Here is a 17,310-nt window from a genome sequence, read left to right as displayed (position 1 = left end):
GCCGCGTCTGAACGAAGAAGCCGGCCCCTGGGCCGGCTTCTTTCATTTTCGCGCTCAGCGCGAGGGGGCCTCGGCCAGCGCCGCCGCTGCGTCGTCGCGGCGCCTGGCGTAGCGTTGCGCGAGCACCGCGCAGACCATCAGCTGGATCTGGTGGAACAGCATCAGCGGCAACACCATCGGTCCCACCGCACTGGTGGCGAACAGCACCTTGGCCATGGGCACGCCGGTGGCCAGGCTCTTCTTCGAACCGCAGAAGACGATGGTGATCTCGTCTTCCTTGCTGAAGCCCAGGCGTCGCGCCAGCACCGTGGTCAGCACCAGGGCCAGGGCGAGGATCACGCAGCAGGCGACGGTCAGGCCGAGCAGCGCCAGCCAGGGTACTTCGTGCCACAGGCCCTGGATCACCGCGGCGCTGAAGGCGGTGTAGACCACCAGCAGGATCGAGCCCTGGTCGACATAGCGCAGCACCGGCTTGTTGCGCTCCACCCAGGTGCCGATCCAGCGCCGCAGGACCTGGCCAGCGATGAAGGGTACCAGCAGTTGCAGGGTGATCTTGCCGATGGCGTCCAGCGCGTTGCCGGTCTCGCCTTCGGCGCCGAGCAGCAGCTTGACCAGCAGCGGGGTAAGGAATACGCCGAGCAGGCTCGACACGGAAGCGCTGCATACCGCTGCCGGCACGTTGCCGCGCGCCAGCGAGGTGAAGGCGATGGAGGATTGCACCGTGGCCGGCAGGGCGCAGAGGAACAGGATGCCGAGGTACAGCTCCGGGGTGACCATCGGCGACAGTGCCGGTTTCAGCGCCAGGCCGAGCAGCGGGAACATCACGAAGGTGCAGGCGAACACCAGCAGGTGCAGGCGCCAGTGGGTCATGCCGGCGATGATCGCCTGGCGCGACAGCTTGGCGCCGTGGAGGAAGAACAGCAGGCCGATGCCGATGTTGGTCACCCATTCGAAGACCACGGCGGTCTGGCCGCTGCAGGGCAGGAAAGTGGCGAGAAGGACGGTGGCGATCAGCGCCAGGGTGAAGTTATCCGGAAGGAAACGCGGTCGGGACATGGGCACGCTCTGCAGGATCGGGGGAACACATGGCAGTCTTCTGGCTGCCTGGCGAACCTGCACTGTAGCCATGGGCTGGGCGACCGGCTAACGCCAGAAGGCCAGCCGATGACGCCGAATGGACAGGGCGGCCGCCGCGCCGCCCCGAGGGGCTCAGACGACGCTGGCCAGCAGCGGCTCGCTGACGCTGGGACGGACCTTGCCGGCATGGGGAGAGAACTCCAGGCGGACGGCGAGCACGGTGACCAGCGAGCGCAGCTTCTCCGCGATCACGCTGGCGCGGTGCTGGCTGAGGCCGGGGAAGGTCAGCAGCAGGCGGATCTTGTGGTCCTCGCGGTCGGCGCGAACCCGCTCCGGGGTGAAGGATTGCACGGCGAACAGGTTGAGCACCCGGCACAGCAGGTCCGGATCGGCCATGCCCTCGATATGGAAGATCGACAGGGTCTCGGTATCTGCGCAGGAGGTTTCCCAGACGTTCGGGCGGATCACCTGGCGTTCTTCGCCGTCAGGGTGTTTGGCCAGGAAAAGGGGGGCGAGGGTTGACATGTGACGCTCCAGGCAGTGTTTCGACGAGAGAAATTCTCCCAGAGGCGTGCCGGATTTTTTCTCCTGTTTTTGCGTGATTTTGCGCTATATGTGCATACTTGATTCCTATATTTTTCTTTGTAGGGAATATTTATGTCCATTCCATTGGATATCTACGATCAGCGTATTCTTGCGTTGCTGCAGGAGGAATCCTCGCTTTCCACCGCCGAGATTGCCGAGCGCATCGGACTTTCCCAGTCGCCCTGCTGGCGGCGCATCCAGCGCCTGAAGGAGGAGGGGGTGATCCGCAAGCAGGTGACCCTGCTCGACCGCAAGAAGATCGGCCTGAATACCCAGGTATTCGCCCAGATCAAGCTCAACGCCCATGGGCGCAAGAACCTCACCGATTTCGCCGAGGCGATGCACCAGTTTCCCGAGGTGCTGGAGTGCCACGTACTGATGGGCGCGGTGGACTTCATGCTGCGTATCGTCACCCGCGATATCGAATCCTACGAACGCTTTTTCTTCGAGAAACTGTCGGCGGTGCCGGGCATCCAGGAAGTGAACTCCATCGTCGCCTTGTCGGAAATCAAATCCACCACTACCTTGCCCCTGCTCGCTCCCTGAGCCTTCCCGGAGAACGCCTGCCCATGACCATCAGCAAGACCAAGTCCAGCTTCTACCGCCGCCTCTACGTCGCCTACCTGATCGACAGCGGCACCGCCAGCGTGCCGGAGATCATGGCCGCCACCGGCATGCCCCGGCGTACCGCACAGGACACCATCGCCGCGCTGGAGGAACTGGACATCGTCTGCGAGTTCGAGCAGCGGGAGGGTGCGCGCAACCACCAGGGCGGCTATGTCATCCGCGACTGGGGGGCGGTACGGCGGGAGTGGGTGGTCGAGCAGCATCGGCGAATCGCGGCGGCGCTGGAGTATCCGGCGGAATGAGCCACGCGCTGGCGGCCACAGGCATATAAAAGAAGGAGGGGCTCAAACTGCCTCCCCTCCCGAGCATGCGTTCTTCAGATGCCGCGCTGTTCCAGGGTGGCCTGGCGGGCGCGCTGGGCCAGCTCCTCGGCGGGCTGGACGCTGCTGCCGGCGGTAGGCGGCGGTGCCGGCATATGCGGCTTGAGGTAGGCCGCCAGGCTGACGCCGCAGTAGACCAGCAGGGCCATGGCGATCAGCGCCTTGTATGGGTCGATGTCGGATCGGCGCTTGCAGACCATACAGATATGCCCTTCGCTGGCTGGGCGTTCGCCACAGTTGCGACAGCGGATCATGCCTTCCTCCCGCCGGATTTTCCTGCCTGCCAGAACGCCAGCGAGGCTTCCTCGCGGGCCTGCTCGGCGCTCAGGCCGATATCCTTCAGTTCCGCCGCTTCCAGGTCCAGCAGCGCGCGCCGGGTCAGCTGGCGTTGCCGGGCCAGGCGATAGCCGCGACGCAGGGCCTGCGCCAGGTTGTCCATCGCGGCGAGTGGGAAGGGGCCATCGAGGCGTTGGCGGCGCTCGGATTTCGCACTGAGTCGCGTCATGCTGCGTACTCCATATTGATCGGCTGGACGACGGAGATAGAATGGCCATCGCGCGCTGTTCCGTACAGGTCCAGAAAAGGTGGGTTGACTGCATACAGATCAAGCGCTCCCCGGCCTGAATGGTGGATTTCGCCACCATCTGTACCGGTCCCGCTTTCGCTCACCCTGGAGTCCCGCTCATGACCCTTTATCTGCAACTCGCCGAGACCCTCGGTTCGCGCATCGAACAGGGCCTCTACCGTCCGGGCGACCGGCTGCCCTCGGTGCGGGCCATGAGCATCGAGCACGGCGTCAGCCTGAGCACCGTGCAACAGGCATACAGGCTGCTGGAAGATCGCGGGCTGGCCGAGCCGCGGCCGAAGTCCGGCTATTTCGTACCGGTCGCGCGACAGATGCCGCCGCTGCCGGCGATCGCCCGCCTGGCCCAGCGGCCGGTGGAAATCTCGCAATGGGAGCAGGTGCTGGCCCTGGTCAGCACGGTACCGCGGCCGGACGTGGTCCAGCTCGGCCGCGGCATGCCGGACATCTCCAGCCCTTCGCTGAAACCGCTGACCCGCAGCCTGGCCCGGCTCAACCGCCACGCCGACGCCCGTGCGCTGGCCTACGACGGGATCCACGGCTCGCCGTTGCTGCGCGAGGAAGTCGCCCGCCTGTTGGTGGACTCCGGCTGTCGAGCCACCGCCAGCGACGTGGTGATCACCACCGGCTGCCACGAGGCCCTGTCGGTGAGCATCCGCGCGGTGTGCGAACCGGGCGACATCGTCGCGGTGGAATCGCCGAGCTTCCATGGCGCCATGCAATCGCTGAAAGGCCTCGGCATGAAGGCCCTGGAGATCCCCACCGATCCGGTCAACGGCATCAGCCTGGAAGCCCTCGAACTGGCGCTGGAACAGTGGCCGATCAAGGCCATCCAGGTGACCCCGAACTGCAACAACCCGCTCGGCTACATCATGCCCGAGTCGCGCAAGCGGGCGCTGCTGGCCCTGGCCCAGCGCTACGACGTGGCGATCATCGAGGACGATGTCTATGGCGACCTGGCCTACACCTATCCGCGCCCGCGCACCATCAAGTCGTACGACGACGATGGCCGGGTGCTGCTCTGCGGGTCGTTCTCCAAGGTCCTGGCGCCGGGCCTGCGGATCGGCTGGATGGTACCCGGGCGCTACGCCGACCGCGTGCTGCACATGAAGTACATCAGTACCGGCGCCAGCGCCCTGCAACCGCAACTGGCGATCGCCGAATTCATCGGCAACGGCCACTACGAGCCGCACTTGCGGCGCATGCGCGCCCAGTACCAGCGCGGACGCGACCTGATGATCGACTGGGTGGCGCGCTATTTCCCGGAGGGCACCCGCGCCAGCCGGCCCCAGGGCGGTTTCCTGCTCTGGGTCGAACTGGACGAGGCGTTCGACACCCTGCGCCTGGACAAGGCCTTGCGCAACCGCGGCGTACAAGTCGCGGTGGGCTGCATCTTCTCCGCTTCCGGCAAGTACCGGAACTGCCTGCGGATGAACTACGCGGCGTTGCCGACCCCGGCCATCGAGCAGGCGGTCAGGCGAGTAGGGGAGAGCGCTTGCGAGCTGCTGGAGCCTTGCGAGGCCTGAGCGGCAGTCGTGCTTTCGACGCAGTCGACGATTGCACAAATAGCAAATGCTAATCATTCGCATTGTTTGCTAGAGTTGCCTGATGCATGCATCCGCCGGCGCCGCTGGGCGCCGGTCACCAGGAGACCATCGTCATGTCGCAACCCGCCTATCGTCTGTTCAATGTCGAACTCAAGCGCCGCGAGCAACTCAGCCCGGCGCTGACCCGCTTCGTCTTCGGCGGCCCGGAGGTCGCCGAGATGAAGACCCTGGCCGCCGACCAGCGGATCAAGATCTTCTTCCCCGATGCCAGCGGCCAGCCGCCCAGCCTGCCCGGTGGCAGCGAGTGGTACCAGGCCTATCGCAGCGTCGAGCCGGCTCGCCGGCCGCCGATGCGTACCTACACCATCCGTGCGCTGCGCGCCGAGCAGGAGGAGGTCGACGTGGAGTTCGTCCTCCACGGCGAGAACGGCCCGGCCTCGGCCTGGGCGACCCACGCGCGGATCGGCGACCGCCTGCAACTGGCCGCGCCCAACCGGCAATACGGCGATGACCCCGGCGGCTACGAATGGAAGCCGCCGGCTGGCGTCCGCCATATCCTGCTGATCGCCGACGAAACCGCCTTGCCCGCGGTGGCGGGAATTCTCGAGGAGCTGGCCGGCGAAGCCGAGCCGCCGGTGGTCGAGGCCTTTCTCGAAGTGCCGGGAGAAGCCGACATCCTCGACCTGCCGGCGATTCCCGCTGCGCGCCTGCACTGGCTGCCGCGCCACCAGGCCGGCATCCATTCGCGCAACGGCGAGCGGATGATCGAGGCGGCGCGCCAGGCGCGGCTGCCGGAGCGCGAGGTGGCGGGGGGGGCGGCCCAGGAGCTGGAGGACATCGATATCGACGAGGAGATCCTCTGGGAACTGGCGAGCCCCGAGAGCGGCAGTTTCTACGCCTGGGTCGCCGGCGAGTCGGCGGCGGTGATGGCGATCCGGCGCTACCTGGTGCAGGAGCGCGGTATCGACAAGCGTCATCTGACCCTGATGGGCTATTGGCGCCTGGGCAAGATGTTCGACTGATGGGCCGCTTCGTCGGGAAACAGGCGGACGGCTACGAGACGCGGATCGGCCGCCTGTTGCCGGGCTACGAGTTGCTGCACCTGCTCAGTCGCGCGCAGTTGCTGGCCCGTCTGCCGGAACGGGCGCGCCTGCTCAGCGTCGGCTGCGGCGCCGGCGGCGAACTGGCGGAGCTGGCCGGGTTGCGTCCAGGCTGGCGTTTCGTCGCGGCGGACCTGTCGGCCGACATGCTCGCCCTGGCCCGCCAGCGCTGCGCCAGGCTCGGCCTGCTGGAGCGGATCGAGCTGCACTGCGGCGACGTCGCCGGGCTACCGCCTGCGCCGCCTTGCGATGCGGCGCTGGCCCTGCTGGTGCTGCATTTCCTGCGCGGCGACCAGGCCAAGCGGCGCTTTCTCGAGGCGGTCGCCGAGCGTCTGGCGCCAGCGGCGCCGTTGCTGCTGGCCAACCTGATGGAAGCCCGGGACGCCTTCGAACGTCCGGTGCAGGCCGAAGCCTGCCGCTTGGCCGGGCTTTCCCCGGAGGACAGCGACGGCATGCTGCAACGCTTGCGCGAGGATTTCGATCCGTTGTCCGAGCAGCGCCTCGGCGAACTGCTGGAAGACACCGGCTTCGTCCTGCCCAGCCGCTATTTCCAGGCCGTGGGCTACCAGGCCTGGATCGCCTTCCGCGCCGGCTGAGGATGCCTCAGGCGAGGCGCGCCTGCGGCGTGATCTGGCGTGGGTCGGTCAGCAGCTCCAGCAGCGCCGGGCGTCCGCTTTCGCGGGCGCGGCGGAACGCGGCGGGGAAGTCGGCGCTGCATTCCACTCGTTCGGCGTGGGCGCCGAAGGCTCGCGCCAGGGCGACGAAGTCGGGGTTGTCCAGGCGGGTGGCGGATACCCGCCCGGGATATTCGCGCTCCTGATGCATGCGGATGGTGCCGAGCATGCCGTTGTTGACCACGATCACCACCGGCGTCGCGCCGAACTGCGCGGCGGTCGCCAGCTCCTGCGGATACATCATGAAACAGCCGTCGCCGGCGAAGCACACCACGCTGCGCTGCGGATCGCGCAGGCTGGCGGCGATCGCGGCGGGCAGGCCGTAGCCCATGGCGCCGTTGGTCGGCGCCAACTGCGTGCGGGCCTGGCGATAGCGGTAGAAGCGATGCACCCAGACGGCATAGTTGCCGGCACCGTTGGCGATCACCGCGTCGTCCGGCAGGTTTTCGCTGAGGTACGCGACCACGGACGCCAGGTCGACGCCCTGGACGGCGGGGTCGCTCGCGGCCGGGGTCGAGTAGGCCAGGTAATCGGCATGGGCGGCTTCGCGCCAGTCCTGCCAGGTGCTCGAGGGCAACGGCGCGAGGTCGGCCAGGGCCTCGGCGAAGGCACACGGGGTGGCCTGGATCGGCAATCGCGCCAGGTAGACGCGGTTCAGTTCCGCGCTGTCCGGATGCACGTGGATCAGCGTCTGCGCGGGGGCCGGACTACGCACCAGGCTGTAGCCAGCGCTCGGCGTTTCGCCCAGGCGCGCCCCGACCACCAGCAGCAGGTCGGCCTGGCGCAGCCGCTCCAATAGCGCCGGCGCCGCGCCGAAGCCCAGTTGTCCGGCGTAGTGCGGGTCACGGTTGTCGAACAGGTCCTGGCGACGGAACGAGGTGGCCACCGGCAGGCCATTGGCCTCGACGAAGGCGCCTAGCCGTTTCCTGGCGGCACTGTCCCAGCCGCTGCCGCCAAGTACCAGCAGGGGGCGCCTGGCGTTCGCCAGCAGTTCGCGCAGTTCCGCCATCGCCGTGGCGCCCGGCCGCCCCGGAAGCACCCTTGGCTCCGGCGCATCGGCGACCTGCGCGGAACCGAAGAGGATTTCCTCGGGCAGGGCGACCACGACCGGGCCCGGTCGGCCCGAGGTGGCGACGCTGAAGGCGCGGCCGACGATCTCTGGGATGCGTTCGATACGGTCGATTTCCACGGCCCACTTGGCCAGGCCCGAGAACATCTGCACGTAGTCGACTTCCTGGAACGCCTCGCGGCCCTTGAAGGCGCTTTCCACCTGGCCGACGAACAGGATCATCGGCGTCGAGTCCTGCTGCGCCGTGTGCACGCCATTCGCCGCATGGGTGGCACCGGGGCCGCGGGTGACGAAGCAGATGCCTGGTCGGCCGGTCAGCTTGCCGTAGGCATCGGCCATGTTCGAGGCGGCACCCTCGTGGCGGGTGACGATGGTGCGGATGCCGTTGGCGTCGTGCAGCGCATCGAGCACCGGCAGGTAGCTTTCCCCGGGGATGCAGTAGACGGTATCGACGGCATTGCGCCGCAATGCCTCTACCAGGATCTGCCCGCCGTTGCGCTGGGGAAGGGAGTCGGACATGAGGGCCTCGCTGCGCACGTTGTGGTTGCCCCGATCTTCGGCCCAAAGCGCGCCAGCGCCAAGCGACCTTTCTTCGCGAGTTCATTCCCGTGGCGCATGAACCCTCGTTCTTCGTTGCGGAGGAGGCCCCTTTCAGCGCTTCATCTGGACGAGAAGGGGACTGGAGCGTCATCGCAACGGGTCTCCTCTAGGCGGATCGGAGAGCGCGGTTTTCCGCTCGTTTCTCCATCTTCTCCTCAATTATGTCTATGTAACTATTTCCTCTAGCAAAAAGGATTGTTCTTACATTATTTATAAATTTTCTTTGTTAGTTTTTCCTCGAGCAGTGCTGTTTGGCGGCTTCCTGAGGGGAAGATTTTTGCTGGGGCGCTGAGATAAAGGACGAGTTTTTGTTTGGTCGTCGGTAAGTTTCGGCTTTTTGTCTTTTAGTCCGATGGGCAAGGGTACCAATGAGCAGGGAGGTTTTTAGGGTGAAATTTTTATCCGGTTTCTGGGAGCGCCGTCGTGCGAATGGCACTCCTCTAGTGTGTATCGAAGAGCGTGGCAGTGGTGCAGGCGAATTCTCGTCGGTGTCCCGTAGGGTTGAAACTGCTCCTGACGTACGTAGCGTTGCGTCTGCAGATTCGGAGCAGTGGATACATTCCCAGGAGTACGAGCTTTCTTTCTGGAAGGATAAATGGCCCTATCGCCATCTGTCTGTCGAGGAACTACAAGAGGCCCGGCATAAGGATGCAATGTGGTTTCTTGGGAAGATGGGGTTCACGTACGGCTCCTCGCATTATCGCTACGAAGGTTTTGAAGGTAAGGTTTTGGAAGTAGGTAGTGGGCCGATCGGCTTTTTCGAGAAGGTCGAAGGCGTGACAGTGACTGCCCAGGACTCATTGATGGGGCTGTATGCAGAGAATCTTCCATTCTCGATTCTCGGGGAAAGAGGTTCTTCTTGTTATATAAGGGATGGTGTTGCCGATATAGAGAGTGCGTTCGATTTCGTCGTTTGCTCAAATGTGCTTGACCATACGGCCGACTGGATCCAGTTCCTGGTTGACTGTGTGGGCAGGTTGAGGACGGGCGGTGAGCTACTGTTGGTGACTGACTCTCGCGGAGTTCCAGCAATCGGGCATACACAGATATTCAGTCATGATCAACTGGTTCGTGTCTTGGAGTTGCTGGGAGCAAAGCAGTTCAAGGTGAAAGCCGTCGAGCGGGAGGATGGCGTTCACTGTGACTATCGTCATTATTTTCGGGTGGCTTTCTGAATTTCTCCGTGTCAATTGCTCTGCCTGGACGGGCGCTAGATTGGTATCGGCATTTCGGGGCTGGAGCCGGAAATATTGTGTTGGTGGCCAGTGGTTGGATGGTTTTGATTGAAAAATAAAATATTATGAAAGGGATTTTCATGAAGAAGTCTATGATTTCTTGTTTGTGTTTTGTGCTTCTTCTGCACTTTTTATTGGTTTCGAAAGTTGCGGCGGAAGTCTTTTGTGAGTCTTGTCTACAGGTGCGGGTGGAGCGCCCGCTAGTAGTTAGGGGTGGGTCTCACGAGCCTGGCCTGGATACTAAGTTTTATGTAATAAAGCTCTCTGAAAATTTATTCAGAGGCTACAGTTCCGGAGGTGGTGATGCTTACGCAATAACCGGGCCGGAGGCCTGGTCTATGGGCTGGCCTGCCAATAAGGTGTTAAGTAAAGGTGCCGCAGGGTCCTACAGCGAGTGTGGAGTATGGATAAATTCTCCGGTTAAGATCGGAGATGTCTATGTTGCAGCCGTGCATCAGGAGCAAAAGTGCGACTACATCAATGGTGGGCAGGCGCACAAGTCAATGGGAGTATCGTTTTCTTATGACGGTCTATCTTGGGTTAATCCAATTACTGTGTTGACCAGCCCTGAGGCACCGAAGATGGGGACCCAATCTGGGGAGGGTGACTGTTCACTGGTTCGGGCCCCCGATGAAGGCTACCTCTATATGTATTGTTTCAGGCCGGGGCGATGGGATAATATCGTGGCGCGTGCTCCGGAGGCATCTTATATGTTCCCGTCAAGCTGGAGGAAATTATATAAAGGAAATTGGAGTGAGCCTGCGATTGGTGGTATGGCAGATAGTTTGGGTGCTATAGGGAGTAGTGTTGGGTATTGGCGGGCTGGACGTAAAGTTATTGCGCTTGATCTCGATCCATGGTTTGGCGGGATAAAGCTGTCATTGTCCTCGGATTATAAGAATTTTTTTACTCTTAAGGATCCTCTTGTTCCGTTTGTTAAAAATGATTGGGATCGAAATTTAATTGGGAAGTCAACTGACTTAATCGCATATGTGGGGGTCGTGAATCTATTTGGTGGCGGGAATCGAGTTGATAATTCCGGCTGGGGTATCACCTATACTTATATACCGCATGGAGGAACGCTAAAGGAAAAGTATCTCGTCTTTCAAGGGGTTAACATGAAGGTGGTTAGTGAACCTAAACAGGCTTCCGTAGGTTTGGCTCTTACCCGCTGGGAGCACAGGAGTGGGAAATACAGAGTTACTACTCTGCCTGTGGTGAGACAATCCGAGTACACCGAGCGTAATCGTATCGCATATCTCCTGACTCGTCCTGTCGTTGGTATTGAAACGCTTGAGGTGGAGGAGTGTGTGAATAGACAGGATCCCGATGATTATCTCGTGACTGATGCAGGAGGATGTGACGGGAGCGGACATGATCGAATCGCCACTATCGGTTGGGTGTATAAATATCCACAAAAAAATACGGTCCCTATTTATCGCTGTTACTCTCCGCTTGGCGAAAATCATTTTCTATCATCGAATGCAAGGTGTGATGATTTGGGAAGCTTGGAATGGAAGCTTGGATATGGTTTGAAGTAAGGCAAAAATTTTCGATTGCCGCTTCAGTTGTTTCCACGTGTTCTTACGGGCTATTGGTTTGTAGCCCCCTGCAAGAGGCTGTCTGCCGAAATCATGCCGTCCGACGTGCAGCGACTGACATCGATCAAATCAGCCACCACTTGAACAGGAAGAAGAACGCCATGCCCAGCAGCATGCTCGCCAGGGTATTGCGGGTATAGAGCACCAGCGCCACGGTGACTGCGCCGCTGACCAGGTAGGGATTGTCGTAGCCGAGGTCGATGCGGCCCTCGGGCATGAACACGATGGGGCCGCAGATCGCCGTGAGCATTCCCGGCACGGCGAAACCGAGGAACTGCCGCAGGTTGCTGCCGAGACGGATCGGCAGGCGCGGTTCGAGGAACAGGTAGCGGTTGAGGAAGACGATCGCGCCCATCCCGAAGATCACTGCCCAGACCATGGCGCCTCCCGATACAGCTTGTTGCAGATGAAACCGGCGGCCATCCCGGCGAGACCGGCGAGGACCAGCGCCGAACTCCATTGCCAGTGGCTGAACAGCACCGAGCAGAACAGCGAGGTGGCCACGCAGACCAGTGTCGGTACGTTGCGCACCAGCGGCGCGACCAGCGCGATGAAGGTGGCGGCGATGGAGAAATCCAGGCCCAGGTGTTCGAGACCGGGAATGCTGCGGCCAAGCAGGATGCCGGCGAGGGTGAACAGGTTCCAGGCGATATAGAAGGTCAGGCCGACGCCGAGGGCGTACCAGCGGTTGAAGTTGCGCCGGTCGTGCTGGCTGGCGAGGGCGAAGAACTCGTCGGTGAGCAGGAAGCCCAGGCCGATCCGCCAGCGTCCCGGCAGAGGTGACAGGACCGGCCGCAAGCTCATGCCGTAGAGCAGGTGCTGCGAGGTCAGGAGGAGGGTGGTGAAGATGACCGAAAAGAACCCGGCACCGCCCTTGAGCATGCCGATCGCCACCAACTGGGCGGCGCCGGCGAAGACGATGGCGGACAGGCCCTGGCCCTCGGCCGGGGTGAGGTTGGCTTCGATGGCCATCGATCCCGCCAGCAGCCCCCAGGGCGCGACGGCCAGGGACAATGGGAGGATGGCGACGGCGCCGCGGAGAAAGGCTTGGCGGGGCAGGTCGTGGGCAGTCATGGGGGCATGGCGGTGGTGAACGTCGGTCCAGCATGCCAGCAGGCGCATCGGGCTGGCTTGAACGATCTTGCTCTTCGTATCCGTTATCCACGCAGGCGAAAGCGGCCGGTGTCCTTCCTTATATAAGGAGGACGGGCAGGGCAGGCGGCGGACGAGCGAGGGCCGCTCGAGGGCGCTGCGAAGAATCGAGGGAGAGAAGAACCGGAGCGGAGCTAACGCGGATGCTGACCGATCTTGTGGCCGCGGAACTTGGCGCCGAGGGACGGCTGGTAGGACATGGAACACCCGGTTTATTGCTGTTGTAGGGTTGGCACAGCTTAGCCTTGTTCAATTTTTCGTACAACGGAGCCTGTAAAATATCTGCTGCACCAGGTTGAACACCTTGCCTGGCCTGGCTTTGGCCGCTTTCGCGATGCGCTGGAAGGCCCTGTCTACGGCCATTTCGCCGTCCGCGAGGGCGACGAGAGGGCTATTGACAACAAATTGGCTTTCCGATTGACTCTGGCTCCAGCCCCCGCATGATTGAAATTTTTAACAAAAAAGGTGTTGCATCATGTCGGTACCCCTGCGTGCCGTTCAGCTCACTGAGCCGAGCCTGTTCCTTCAGGAACATCCCGAGGTCCAGTTCGTCGACCTTCTGATTTCAGACATGAATGGCGTGGTTCGCGGCAAGCGAATCGAACGCAACAGTCTGCCCAAAGTCTTCGAAAAAGGTATCAACCTTCCCGCTTCCCTGTTCGCCCTCGATATCACCGGCTCCACCGTAGAGAGTACCGGCCTGGGTCTCGACATCGGCGACGCCGACCGGATCTGCTACCCGATCCCCGGCACCCTCTCCATGGAACCCTGGCAGAAGCGCCCGACCGCGCAACTGCTGATGACCATGCATGAGCTGGAAGGTGATCCCTTCTTCGCCGACCCCCGCGAAGTCCTGCGCCAGGTGGTGGCCAGGTTCACCGAGATGGAACTGACCATCGTCGCCGCCTTCGAGCTGGAGTTCTACCTGATCGACCAGGAGAACGTGAACGGCCGGCCGCAGCCGCCGCGCTCGCCGATCTCCGGCAAGCGTCCGCAGTCGGTGCAGGTGTACTCCATCGACGACCTCGACGAATACGTCGAGTGCCTCCAGGACATCATCGACGGCGCCCGCGCCCAGGGCATCCCGGCCGACGCCATCGTCGCCGAATCCGCACCGGCGCAGTTCGAGGTCAACCTGCATCACGTCGCCGACCCGATGAAGGCCTGCGACTATGCGGTGCTGCTCAAGCGCCTGATCAAGAACATCGCCTACGACCACGAGATGGACACCACCTTCATGGCCAAGCCCTATCCGGGCCAGGCCGGGAACGGACTGCACGTACACATCTCGCTGCTCGACAAGCACGGCAACAACATCTTCACCAGCGAGGATCCCGAGCAGAACGCCGCATTGCGCCATGCGATCGGCGGCGTGCTCGAGACCCTGCCGGCCTCCATGGCCTTCCTCTGCCCGAACGTCAACTCCTACCGCCGCTTCGGTTCGCAGTTCTACGTGCCGAACGCGCCGAGCTGGGGCCTGGACAACCGCACCGTGGCCCTGCGCGTGCCCACCGGCAGCCCGGACGCGGTACGCCTGGAACATCGCGTCGCCGGCGCCGACGCCAACCCCTACCTGCTGCTGGCCTCGGTGCTTGCCGGGGTGCACCACGGGCTGACCAACAAGGTCGAGCCGGGTGCCCCGATCGAAGGCAACTCCTACGAGCAGTTGGAGCCGAGCCTGCCGAACAACCTGCGCGACGCCCTGCGCGAACTGGACGACAGCGAGATCCTGGCGAAGTACATCGATCCGAAGTACATCGACATCTTCGTCGCCTGCAAGGAAAGCGAGCTGGAGGAGTTCGAGTACTCGATCTCCGACCTCGAGTACAACTGGTACCTGCACACCGTGTGAGCATGGGCGGGCGGCTCCGGTCCGGCGCCGCCCGCCCGTTCTTCCGTCGAGGTTCCCACCCTTGCTGAAGGTAGACGGCGGCAAGCCTGCGGTTTCCGCCCGTCCGCCTTCCTTTGCTGTGCATTAGAAAAAGAAGAAATCGAGGCAAGCATACCCATGTCGAATCCTCCCCCCACCGCAGAACGAACCCAGCTTCGCAAGTCCCTCAAGCTGTGGCAGATCGTCATGATCGGGTTGGCCTACCTGACCCCGATGACCGTCTTCGACACCTTCGGCATCGTATCCGGGATTTCCCAGGGACACGTGCCCACCGCCTACCTGCTGGCCCTCGCCGGCGTGCTGTTCACCGCGATCAGCTACGGCAAGCTGGTCCGCCAGTTCCCCACCGCAGGCTCGGCCTATACCTACGCGCAACGAGCGATCAATCCCCATGTCGGCTTCATGGTCGGCTGGTCGTCGCTGCTGGACTACCTGTTCCTGCCGATGATCAACGCACTGCTGGCGAAGATATACCTGACCGCATTGTTCCCCGAGGTCGCCCCGTGGATCTGGGTGGTGATGTTCGTGCTGATCATGACCCTCATCAACATCAAGAGCGTGAACCTGGTCGCCAATTTCAACACCGTCTTCGTGCTGGTCCAACTGGCGATCATCGTGGTCTTCATCGGCCTGGTGATTCACGGCCTGAACAACGGGGAGGGGACCGCCACGGTGCTCAGTACCCAGCCGTTCTTCTCCGAGCACGCGCATCTCTCGGCGATGGTGGCGGGGGCGACGATCCTCTGCTTTTCCTTCCTCGGTTTCGACGCGGTGACTACGCTGTCCGAGGAAACCCGCGACGCCGGCAGGGTGATCCCGCGGGCGATCTTCCTCACCGCGCTGTACGGCGGGGTGATCTTCATCACCGTGTCGTATTTCCTGCAGTCCTATTTCCCGACCAACGTACGCTTCAAGGAACCCGACGCGGCGCTGCCGGAAATCGCCCTGTACGTCGGCGGCAAGCTGTTCCAGTCGATCTTCCTCTGCGCCACCTTCATCAATACCCTGGCGTCGGGCCTGGCCTCCCAGGCCAGCGTGTCGCGCCTGCTGTACGTGATGGGGCGGGACAACGTGCTGCCGGAGCGGATCTTCGGCTTCGTCCATCCGAAATGGCGTACGCCGTCGATCAACGTGCTCATCGTGGGCATGGTGGCGCTCTCGGCGATCTCCTTCGACCTGGTGACGGCGACCGCGCTGATCAATTTCGGCGCCCTGGTGGCCTTCACCTTCGTCAATCTCTCGGTGATCGTGCATTTCTATGTGCGCGGCGGGCGCAACCGCAGCCTCAAGGAGCATTTCCACTACCTGGTCCTGCCATTGCTCGGCGCGGCCATCGTCGCGGTGCTCTGGCTCAACCTGGAAAGCACCTCGCTGGTGATGGGGCTGATCTGGGCCGGACTGGGCTTCGGCTACCTGTTCTACCTGACTCGCAGCTTCAGCCGTCCGCCGCCGCGCTTCCAGGAGAGCGAGCTGAGCCCGACCCAGTGAGGCGAGCGGTGAATGGATTCAGCGGAAATGTGAAGGAAAAAGATTGGTAATCTTCACGAAATTTTCACGGTGACGGGTCAATCATGGACCCATGGCTAACGGACTAGCCCCCCATCTGAAGCCCGCCTCATGGCGGGCTTTGGCTATCTGCAGACAGCGAATTTCGCGTTTTCCCTCCTTTTCACAGGGATTTCCGGCCTCCCGGCTGGCAATGCGCCTGCGACGACATGTCCGAATCCAGACAGAATTGGACGCCCCCAAAAAGCGCAGACACGGCTAGAATCCACGCCGTCCCGATCCGGTTCGATGGCCGTGGCGGGGGAGCCCGGTATCCGCTGGTCGGTGTTTCCTGTGGTGCTGCGCGTCCTTCCCTAGACTACCCGGCTCGCTCGAACCATCCCTTCGCGGGGGCGGAACGGCACAGGGTCGTTCGGCATGGAAGCTGCCTGGGCCGGCCTTCGACACACCTATAAGAGTAGAAATCTGCATGACATACCCTGAACGTCCCCTGCTTCATCTGCTGACGCGTACCAGCCTGGTGGGCCAGATCATCGTCGGCCTGATCGCCGGCCTGCTGCTCGCCAGCTTCTTCCCGGCCGCCGCGCTCAAGGTCGGCTTCATCGGCAAGGTCTTCGTTTCCGCGCTGAAGGCCGTCGCGCCGGTACTGGTGTTCGTCCTGGTGATGGCATCCATCGCCAACCACAAGCAAGGCCAGCAGACCCATATCCGGCCGATCCTGCTGCTGTACCTGGTCGGCACCTTCAGCGCCGCGGTGGTGGCGGTGATCGCCAGCTTCGCCTTCCCCTCGAGCCTGGTGCTGGCCAGCCATCCGGGCGAGATGTCGCCTCCGGGCGGCATCGCCGAGGTGCTCCAGTCCCTGCTGCTGAGCGTGGTGGACAACCCGGTCAACGCCCTGATCTCGGCCAACTTCATCGGCATCCTGGCCTGGGCCATCGGCCTCGGCATCGCCTTCCGCCACGCCAGCGATACCACCCGCAACCTGCTCTCCGAGCTGTCCAACGGCGTCTCGCTGATCGTCAAGGTGGTGATTCGCTTCGCCCCGCTGGGCATCTTCGGCCTGGTCGCCTCGACCTTCGCCGAGTCCGGCGTCGAGGCCCTGAAAGGCTATGCCCACCTGCTGGTGGTGTTGCTCGGCTGCATGCTGTTCGTGGCCTTCGTGGTCAACCCGTTGATCGTGTTCCTGAAGATCCGCCGCAATCCCTATCCGCTGGTGCTGACCTGCCTGCGCGAAAGCGGCATGACCGCGTTCTTCACCCGCAGCTCGGCAGCCAATATCCCGGTCAACCTGCAGCTCTGCGAGCGCCTGGGCCTGCACGAAGACACCTATTCGGTATCGATCCCGCTGGGCGCGACCATCAACATGGCTGGCGCGGCGATCACCATCACCGTGCTGACCCTGGCAGCGGTGCATACCCTGGGCATCGCCGTGGACGTACCGACCGCGATCCTGCTCAGCGTGGTGGCGTCGATCTGCGCCTGCGGCGCGTCCGGCGTGGCCGGCGGTTCGCTGCTGCTGATCCCGCTGGCCTGCAGCCTGTTCGGGATTCCCAGCGAGGTGGCGATGCAGGTGGTGGCGGTAGGCTTCATCATCGCGATCCTCCAGGACTCCGCGGAGACCGCGCTGAACTCCTCGACCGACGTGCTGTTCACCGCAGCCGCCTGCGAGGCGGAAGAGCGCAAGGCGAGCGCCGCCTGATTCGATCCCTGGGTCACGGAAGAAACCGCCTTCGGGCGGTTTCT

The 17,310-nt window shown here is 62.8% G+C and carries 17 protein-coding genes; 10 read left to right on the top strand and 7 right to left on the bottom strand.

The window, feature by feature from the left end:
* Nucleotides 1–54 precede the first annotated feature (54 nt).
* Both ACYAF3_RS26665 and ACYAF3_RS26660 read right to left on the bottom strand, forming a co-directional pair.
* Complete coding sequence (locus tag ACYAF3_RS26665) at nucleotides 55–1,056, bottom strand: bile acid:sodium symporter family protein (protein WP_003121709.1); 1,002 nt, start codon at nucleotides 1,054–1,056, stop codon at nucleotides 55–57.
* Nucleotides 1,057–1,209: 153 nt separating this feature from the next.
* Nucleotides 1,210–1,602 (bottom strand): hypothetical protein, encoded by a 393-nt coding sequence (locus ACYAF3_RS26660; protein ID WP_003088646.1) that lies wholly within the window; start codon nucleotides 1,600–1,602, stop codon nucleotides 1,210–1,212.
* 132 nt (nucleotides 1,603–1,734) lie between these two features.
* Between ACYAF3_RS26660 and ACYAF3_RS26655 the strand changes: the two genes are divergently transcribed.
* Both ACYAF3_RS26655 and ACYAF3_RS26650 read left to right on the top strand, forming a co-directional pair.
* Nucleotides 1,735–2,208 (top strand): Lrp/AsnC family transcriptional regulator, encoded by a 474-nt coding sequence (locus ACYAF3_RS26655; protein ID WP_003100361.1) that lies wholly within the window; start codon nucleotides 1,735–1,737, stop codon nucleotides 2,206–2,208.
* A gap of 23 nt (nucleotides 2,209–2,231) precedes the next feature.
* Nucleotides 2,232–2,531, top strand: coding sequence for a winged helix-turn-helix domain-containing protein (locus tag ACYAF3_RS26650; protein ID WP_003118549.1), 300 nt, complete (start codon nucleotides 2,232–2,234; stop codon nucleotides 2,529–2,531).
* A gap of 74 nt (nucleotides 2,532–2,605) precedes the next feature.
* Here the strand turns inward: ACYAF3_RS26650 and ACYAF3_RS26645 are convergent, their stop codons facing one another.
* Nucleotides 2,606–2,863 (bottom strand): hypothetical protein, encoded by a 258-nt coding sequence (locus ACYAF3_RS26645; protein WP_003100357.1) that lies wholly within the window; start codon nucleotides 2,861–2,863, stop codon nucleotides 2,606–2,608.
* Nucleotides 2,860–3,114 (bottom strand): DUF1127 domain-containing protein, encoded by a 255-nt coding sequence (locus tag ACYAF3_RS26640; RefSeq protein ID WP_003100355.1) that lies wholly within the window; start codon nucleotides 3,112–3,114, stop codon nucleotides 2,860–2,862. The genes ACYAF3_RS26645 and ACYAF3_RS26640 overlap by 4 nt, the downstream gene beginning before the upstream one ends.
* Before the next feature lie 179 nt (nucleotides 3,115–3,293).
* Here ACYAF3_RS26640 and ACYAF3_RS26635 point away from each other — a divergent pair, with 179 nt between their 5' ends.
* From ACYAF3_RS26635 to ACYAF3_RS26625, 3 genes are all read left to right on the top strand, one after another.
* Entirely contained in the window at nucleotides 3,294–4,718 is a 1,425-nt protein-coding gene (locus ACYAF3_RS26635; RefSeq protein ID WP_003100354.1) for an aminotransferase-like domain-containing protein, read from the top strand.
* A gap of 134 nt (nucleotides 4,719–4,852) precedes the next feature.
* Nucleotides 4,853–5,761, top strand: coding sequence for a siderophore-interacting protein (locus ACYAF3_RS26630; RefSeq protein WP_105579358.1), 909 nt, complete (start codon nucleotides 4,853–4,855; stop codon nucleotides 5,759–5,761).
* Nucleotides 5,761–6,435 carry a class I SAM-dependent methyltransferase gene (locus ACYAF3_RS26625; RefSeq protein ID WP_474726743.1) on the top strand — a complete coding sequence of 225 codons (675 nt, stop codon included), beginning with the start codon at nucleotides 5,761–5,763 and terminating at the stop codon, nucleotides 6,433–6,435. The genes ACYAF3_RS26630 and ACYAF3_RS26625 overlap by 1 nt, the downstream gene beginning before the upstream one ends.
* Nucleotides 6,436–6,442: 7 nt before the next feature.
* On the opposite strand, the gene ACYAF3_RS26620 is transcribed toward ACYAF3_RS26625, so the two are convergent.
* A complete protein-coding gene (locus ACYAF3_RS26620; RefSeq protein ID WP_031634576.1) occupies nucleotides 6,443–8,101 on the bottom strand; it encodes a thiamine pyrophosphate-binding protein in 1,659 nt (552 codons plus the stop codon).
* A gap of 734 nt (nucleotides 8,102–8,835) precedes the next feature.
* On the opposite strand from ACYAF3_RS26620, the gene ACYAF3_RS26615 reads away from it, so the two are divergent.
* Both ACYAF3_RS26615 and ACYAF3_RS26610 read left to right on the top strand, forming a co-directional pair.
* A complete protein-coding gene (locus tag ACYAF3_RS26615) occupies nucleotides 8,836–9,357 on the top strand; it encodes a class I SAM-dependent methyltransferase (protein ID WP_128669650.1) in 522 nt (173 codons plus the stop codon).
* A gap of 140 nt (nucleotides 9,358–9,497) precedes the next feature.
* The gene (locus tag ACYAF3_RS26610; RefSeq protein ID WP_031756577.1) at nucleotides 9,498–10,958 is read left to right on the top strand and encodes a hypothetical protein; all 1,461 of its coding nucleotides are present in this window, start codon (nucleotides 9,498–9,500) and stop codon (nucleotides 10,956–10,958) included.
* A gap of 124 nt (nucleotides 10,959–11,082) precedes the next feature.
* Here the strand turns inward: ACYAF3_RS26610 and ACYAF3_RS26605 are convergent, their stop codons facing one another.
* Together ACYAF3_RS26605 and ACYAF3_RS26600 are read right to left on the bottom strand one after the other, a co-directional pair.
* Nucleotides 11,083–11,397, bottom strand: a complete 315-nt coding sequence (locus tag ACYAF3_RS26605) for an AzlD domain-containing protein (protein ID WP_003088669.1) — start codon at nucleotides 11,395–11,397, stop codon at nucleotides 11,083–11,085.
* Entirely contained in the window at nucleotides 11,382–12,092 is a 711-nt protein-coding gene (locus ACYAF3_RS26600; protein WP_023102099.1) for an AzlC family ABC transporter permease, read from the bottom strand. Before ACYAF3_RS26600 ends, ACYAF3_RS26605 begins: the two co-directional genes overlap by 16 nt.
* A 553-nt stretch (nucleotides 12,093–12,645) precedes the next feature.
* On the opposite strand from ACYAF3_RS26600, the gene ACYAF3_RS26595 reads away from it, so the two are divergent.
* The 3 genes from ACYAF3_RS26595 to sstT all read left to right on the top strand — a co-directional run bounded on the left by ACYAF3_RS26595 (nucleotide 12,646) and on the right by sstT (nucleotide 17,266).
* Entirely contained in the window at nucleotides 12,646–14,022 is a 1,377-nt protein-coding gene (locus ACYAF3_RS26595) for a glutamine synthetase family protein (RefSeq protein ID WP_003118546.1), read from the top strand.
* A gap of 156 nt (nucleotides 14,023–14,178) precedes the next feature.
* Nucleotides 14,179–15,549 (top strand): APC family permease, encoded by a 1,371-nt coding sequence (locus ACYAF3_RS26590; RefSeq protein ID WP_003106497.1) that lies wholly within the window; start codon nucleotides 14,179–14,181, stop codon nucleotides 15,547–15,549.
* Between the two features lie 487 nt (nucleotides 15,550–16,036).
* Nucleotides 16,037–17,266, top strand: a complete 1,230-nt coding sequence (sstT, locus tag ACYAF3_RS26585) for a serine/threonine transporter SstT (protein ID WP_003114881.1) — start codon at nucleotides 16,037–16,039, stop codon at nucleotides 17,264–17,266.
* The last annotated feature ends 44 nt before the right edge of the window (nucleotides 17,267–17,310 follow it).

This window comes from Pseudomonas sp. TZ252, assembly GCF_056110345.1.
This window is presented reverse-complemented; position numbering and strand designations above follow the sequence as displayed.

What these genes read in the sequence shown, in the direction of transcription:
- ACYAF3_RS26665 (WP_003121709.1), bottom strand. Translation starts at nt 1,056, where the DNA reads ATGTCCCGACCGCGTTTCCTTCCGGATAACTTCACCCTGGCGCTGATC.
- ACYAF3_RS26660 (WP_003088646.1), bottom strand. Translation starts at nt 1,602, where the DNA reads ATGTCAACCCTCGCCCCCCTTTTCCTGGCCAAACACCCTGACGGCGAA.
- ACYAF3_RS26655 (WP_003100361.1), top strand. Translation starts at nt 1,735, where the DNA reads ATGTCCATTCCATTGGATATCTACGATCAGCGTATTCTTGCGTTGCTG.
- ACYAF3_RS26650 (WP_003118549.1), top strand. Translation starts at nt 2,232, where the DNA reads ATGACCATCAGCAAGACCAAGTCCAGCTTCTACCGCCGCCTCTACGTC.
- ACYAF3_RS26645 (WP_003100357.1), bottom strand. Translation starts at nt 2,863, where the DNA reads ATGATCCGCTGTCGCAACTGTGGCGAACGCCCAGCCAGCGAAGGGCAT.
- ACYAF3_RS26640 (WP_003100355.1), bottom strand. Translation starts at nt 3,114, where the DNA reads ATGACGCGACTCAGTGCGAAATCCGAGCGCCGCCAACGCCTCGATGGC.
- ACYAF3_RS26635 (WP_003100354.1), top strand. Translation starts at nt 3,294, where the DNA reads ATGACCCTTTATCTGCAACTCGCCGAGACCCTCGGTTCGCGCATCGAA.
- ACYAF3_RS26630 (WP_105579358.1), top strand. Translation starts at nt 4,853, where the DNA reads ATGTCGCAACCCGCCTATCGTCTGTTCAATGTCGAACTCAAGCGCCGC.
- ACYAF3_RS26625 (WP_474726743.1), top strand. Translation starts at nt 5,761, where the DNA reads ATGGGCCGCTTCGTCGGGAAACAGGCGGACGGCTACGAGACGCGGATC.
- ACYAF3_RS26620 (WP_031634576.1), bottom strand. Translation starts at nt 8,101, where the DNA reads ATGTCCGACTCCCTTCCCCAGCGCAACGGCGGGCAGATCCTGGTAGAG.
- ACYAF3_RS26615 (WP_128669650.1), top strand. Translation starts at nt 8,836, where the DNA reads ATGTGGTTTCTTGGGAAGATGGGGTTCACGTACGGCTCCTCGCATTAT.
- ACYAF3_RS26610 (WP_031756577.1), top strand. Translation starts at nt 9,498, where the DNA reads ATGAAGAAGTCTATGATTTCTTGTTTGTGTTTTGTGCTTCTTCTGCAC.
- ACYAF3_RS26605 (WP_003088669.1), bottom strand. Translation starts at nt 11,397, where the DNA reads ATGGTCTGGGCAGTGATCTTCGGGATGGGCGCGATCGTCTTCCTCAAC.
- ACYAF3_RS26600 (WP_023102099.1), bottom strand. Translation starts at nt 12,092, where the DNA reads ATGACTGCCCACGACCTGCCCCGCCAAGCCTTTCTCCGCGGCGCCGTC.
- ACYAF3_RS26595 (WP_003118546.1), top strand. Translation starts at nt 12,646, where the DNA reads ATGTCGGTACCCCTGCGTGCCGTTCAGCTCACTGAGCCGAGCCTGTTC.
- ACYAF3_RS26590 (WP_003106497.1), top strand. Translation starts at nt 14,179, where the DNA reads ATGTCGAATCCTCCCCCCACCGCAGAACGAACCCAGCTTCGCAAGTCC.
- sstT (WP_003114881.1), top strand. Translation starts at nt 16,037, where the DNA reads ATGACATACCCTGAACGTCCCCTGCTTCATCTGCTGACGCGTACCAGC.